General features: G+C 62.5%; 3 protein-coding genes and 1 pseudogene. 3 read left to right on the forward strand and 1 reads right to left on the reverse strand.

Annotated elements, in window-relative coordinates; all coding sequences use genetic code 11:
- On the forward strand, positions 1 to 792 hold a 792-nt coding region (locus AC1DX0_RS32230), incomplete at its 5' end, for an aldo/keto reductase (RefSeq protein ID WP_477358443.1).
- A 22-nt stretch (positions 793 to 814) separates the two neighbouring features.
- Here AC1DX0_RS32230 and AC1DX0_RS32235 read toward each other — a convergent pair.
- Complete coding sequence (locus AC1DX0_RS32235; RefSeq protein ID WP_477224218.1) at positions 815 to 1,870, reverse strand: helix-turn-helix domain-containing protein; 1,056 nt, start codon at positions 1,868 to 1,870, stop codon at positions 815 to 817.
- A gap of 66 nt (positions 1,871 to 1,936) precedes the next feature.
- Here AC1DX0_RS32235 and melA point away from each other — a divergent pair, with 66 nt between their 5' ends.
- Positions 1,937 to 3,403: an alpha-galactosidase gene (gene melA, locus AC1DX0_RS32240; RefSeq protein WP_477358445.1), complete on the forward strand. Its 1,467-nt coding sequence runs from the start codon at positions 1,937 to 1,939 to the stop codon at positions 3,401 to 3,403.
- A 99-nt stretch (positions 3,404 to 3,502) separates the two neighbouring features.
- Positions 3,503 to 3,977: pseudogene (locus AC1DX0_RS32245) on the forward strand (ABC transporter substrate-binding protein); the annotation flags it as partial.

A 3,977-nucleotide genomic window follows, 5' to 3' on the forward strand; every position in this document is an offset into this window, starting at 1 on the left:
GGTTTTGTCTATGGCGCCGGTTACACCGAAAAGCTGCTTGGCGAATGGCTGAAAAACCGCGGCGTGCGCGAGCAGTCGGTGATCATTGCCAAGGGCGCGCATTCGCCGCTCTGCTATCCCGACGTGATCGGCAAGCAGCTTGCCCAGTCGCTCGATCGGCTGCAGACCGACCATGTCGATATCTATTTCATGCACAGGGACAATCCGGACGTGCCGGTCGGCGAATTCGTCGATGCCATGGACCGTGAGGTGAAGGCCGGTCGCATCCGTGGCCCGTTCGGTGGCTCGAACTGGACGATGSAGCGCATGGAYGAGGCGATTGCCTATGCGCAGCGCACCGGCAAGCAGAAGCCCGGCGCCCTCTCCAACAATTTTTCGCTGGCCGAAATGCTGGAGCCGATCTGGGCGGGTTGCGTCACCTCCTCTACCGATGACTGGAAAGCCTGGCTGACATCCAGGCAGATGCCGAACTTCGCCTGGTCGAGCCAGGGCCGCGGCTTCTTCACCGACCGCGCGGGGCGCGACCGGCGCGACAGCGAGGAACTGGTACGGGTCTGGTATTCGGAGCGCAATTTCGGCCGCCGCGACCGCGCCATCGAGCTCGCCGCCAGACTGCGCAAGAGCCCGATCCATATTGCACTGGCCTATGTGCTCAAGCAGCCTTTCCCGTCGGTTCCACTGATCGGGCCGCGTACGTTGGGCGAACTGGAAGACAGCCTGCGGGCGCTGGACATCGCGCTTTCCCCGGCCGATCTCGAATGGCTGGACGGCGGCAGCCTGCACGCGGCCTGATAAAACAGGCCTCAAAGCGGCGTCAGGTCTCGTCGTCAGACATCCTGACGCCGCGCCTGGCCGGGGTCCGCAGATTGGCATACATGCCGGTGGTGCGGAATTGGCTGGGCGTGGTGCCGTAGAGGCGGCGGAAGACCTTCGAAAAATAGTTCGCATCCTCGAAGCCGCATAGGATGGCGACTTCCTTCACCGGCAGGAAGTCCGCCTTGGTCAACAGCTTCGCCGCCCGTTGCAGGCGCTGCTGCAGCACAAATTCGGCCGGCGGCAGGCCTTCGCTCTCGGCGAAGCAGCGCGAGAAATGGGCGCGGCTGAGCCCGCTGATCTGGACGAGATCCGCCACCGGCAGCGGCTTGTCGAGATTGGCGTTGATATGGTCGATGACCGGCTGCATGGCGCTCTGTTTCTCGGCAAAGGCATGCGAGCCGAAGACATCGTCATAGAGCGCCATCGCCGCCTCGTAGGCGATAGCGGAAGCGGCACCCGGCGACGCCGCCCCCTTGACCAGACGCAGGCTGCAATCGGCAAGGTGATCGATCGTTGTCGGCTTCAGCCGGAACACCGGACCGGAGACGCTGAGGATCGATTTGTGGATGCGCAGCGCCTCCTCGCCATTCATCGAAATCCAGAAATATTCCCAGCGCTCGTCGCTACCCAGCCAGTAGCGGTGGTTGTGCGGCACCAGCACCAGCAGCGTGTCGTTCTCTTGCAGGCGGTAGTTGCGGTTCTCGTAGCGCAGCCGGCCGGTTCCGCTGATCGTGTGCTGGAGCACGGTGAATGGCGTCTGGCCACGTTTTCGCCCGTCCCAGTCGTAGGTCTCGTCCTCGCGCACCTCATAGCCGGTGCTGGTCGGCATGGCATGCAGGCGCTGGCGCCCGCGTGGCAGCGAGATCGTGCGCATCGACTGTCCGTTGGCGATCAAATCCCGCAGCACAAAATTACCCTTGAAAGCACAATCCTTCTCTGGTCGCGCTCGTGAATAAGGGCATAATCGCCCCGGAAAAGCGAGAGAGATCCGCAGGCGAGGAGTGGACAGGGAGGTTGGCAGGCCGGAATCCGGCTTGTCGCGCACACATGTCATGGCATGTGGCTGCAGCCCGCCCCTGTCATTCCCGGCCTATCATTCGAACAAGATGAGGTGCGGCTGATGAGTTTCAAAATCGCTATCATCGGCGCGGGCAGCGTCGGATTCACCAAGAAACTATTCACCGACATACTGTGCGTGCCCGAATTCAAGGATATCGAATTCGCGCTGACCGACCTCAGCGAGCACAATCTCGGAATGATCAAGGCGATCCTTGACAGGATCGTCGAGGCGAACGGATTGCCGACAAAAGTGACGGCGACGACCGATCGCCGCAAGGCGCTCGAAGGCGCGCGCTATGTCATCAGCTGTGTCCGGGTCGGCGGTCTCGAGGCCTATGCCGACGACATCCGCATTCCCCTGAAATACGGCATCGACCAGTGTGTCGGCGACACGATCTGCGCCGGCGGCATCCTCTATGGCCAGCGCAACATCCCGATCATCCTCGATTTCTGCAAGGATATCCGCGAGGTCGCCGCGACCGGCGCCAAGTTCCTCAACTATGCCAATCCGATGGCGATGAACACCTGGGCAGCGATCGAGTATGGCAAGGTCGACACGGTCGGCCTCTGCCACGGCGTCCAGCACGGCGCCGAGCAGATCGCCGAGGTGCTGGGCGCGAAGTCCAGGCACGAGCTCGACTATGTCTGCTCCGGCATCAATCACCAGACCTGGTTCATCGATCTGCGGCTGAACGGCCGCAAGATCAGCAAGGACGAGCTGATTGCCGCCTTCGAGGCGCATCCGGTCTATTCGCAGCAGGAGAAGCTGCGCATCGATGTCTTGAAGCGCTTCGGCGTCTATTCGACCGAAAGCAACGGCCATCTGTCGGAATATCTGCCCTGGTACCGCAAGCGGCCCGATGAGATCACCCGCTGGATCGACATGTCGGACTGGATTCATGGCGAGACCGGCGGCTATCTCCGCCACTCCACCGAAACCCGCAACTGGTTCGAGACCGAGTATCCGCAATTCCTCGAAGCGGCGTCGAAGCCGATCGATCCCACAAAACGCTCCAACGAGCATGCCAGCCACATATTGGAGGCGCTGGAGACCAACCGCGTCTATCGCGGCCATTTCAACGTCAGGAATGACGGCGTGATCACCAATTTGCCGCAGGACGCCATCATCGAGTCGCCCGGCTTCGTCGACCGTTTCGGCATCAACATGGCCGCCGGCATCACGCTGCCGGAAGCCTGTGCGGCCACCTGCATCGCCTCGATCAATGTCCAGCGCATGTCGGTCCATGCCGCGATATCAGGCGACATCGATCTCTTGAAGCTTGCCGTGCTGCACGACCCGCTGGTCGGTGCGGTGTCGACGCCGGAGGAAGTCTGGCAGATGGTCGACGARATGGTCGTCGCCCAGGCCGCCTGGCTGCCGCAATACGCSCATGCSGTTCCGGCKGCCAAGGAGCGGCTGTCGAAATCCGKGGTCAAGACCCGCGAATGGGCCGGTGCGGCGCGGCGAAATGTGCGCTCGATCGAGGAATTGCGCGCCGAAAAGGCCGCGCTGAAGCAAACCGGCTGAAACCCGGGCGCGGCGGCGGATCCACGGGAGGCAGGTCCACCGCAGCAGGCGTCCAGGCAGAAGACGAGCAGCAAACATCTGAACACGAGGGAGGAGTTAATGAGGAACCTACGCAGCATTGGCATTGCCGCCGGACTGGCGCTGAGCGTCTCCGTTCCGGCACTCAACGCTTTCGCTTCCGAACCGACGGTCCCGCCGACGCCGGCGACATTTCCGGCCGAAGGCAAGATCAWGTACGTGGCGCGCGACTCCATCCTGGAGTTCAAGGCGCTGCCGGAATATCACGAGCCGGACTGGGTGACCGAGAAATACGTCAAGACCGGCAAGCTGCCGCCGGTGAAGGACAGGCTGCCGAAGGAGCCGCTGGTCTTCAAGACGGCCAACATGCCTGATGGCATCGGCGTCTATGGTGATACGATGCGCCATGTCATTGGCGGGCGGCCGGAAGGCTGGAATTATGGCGCCGGCCAGACGCAAGGCTGGGGCGGCATCGATATCGGCCTCTCCGAGTGCCTGACACGCACGGCGCCGCTGTTCCAGGTCGAAGCCAAGGACACCGAGCCGCTGCCGAACC

It is taken from the genome of Mesorhizobium sp. P3_A9, assembly GCF_056402975.1.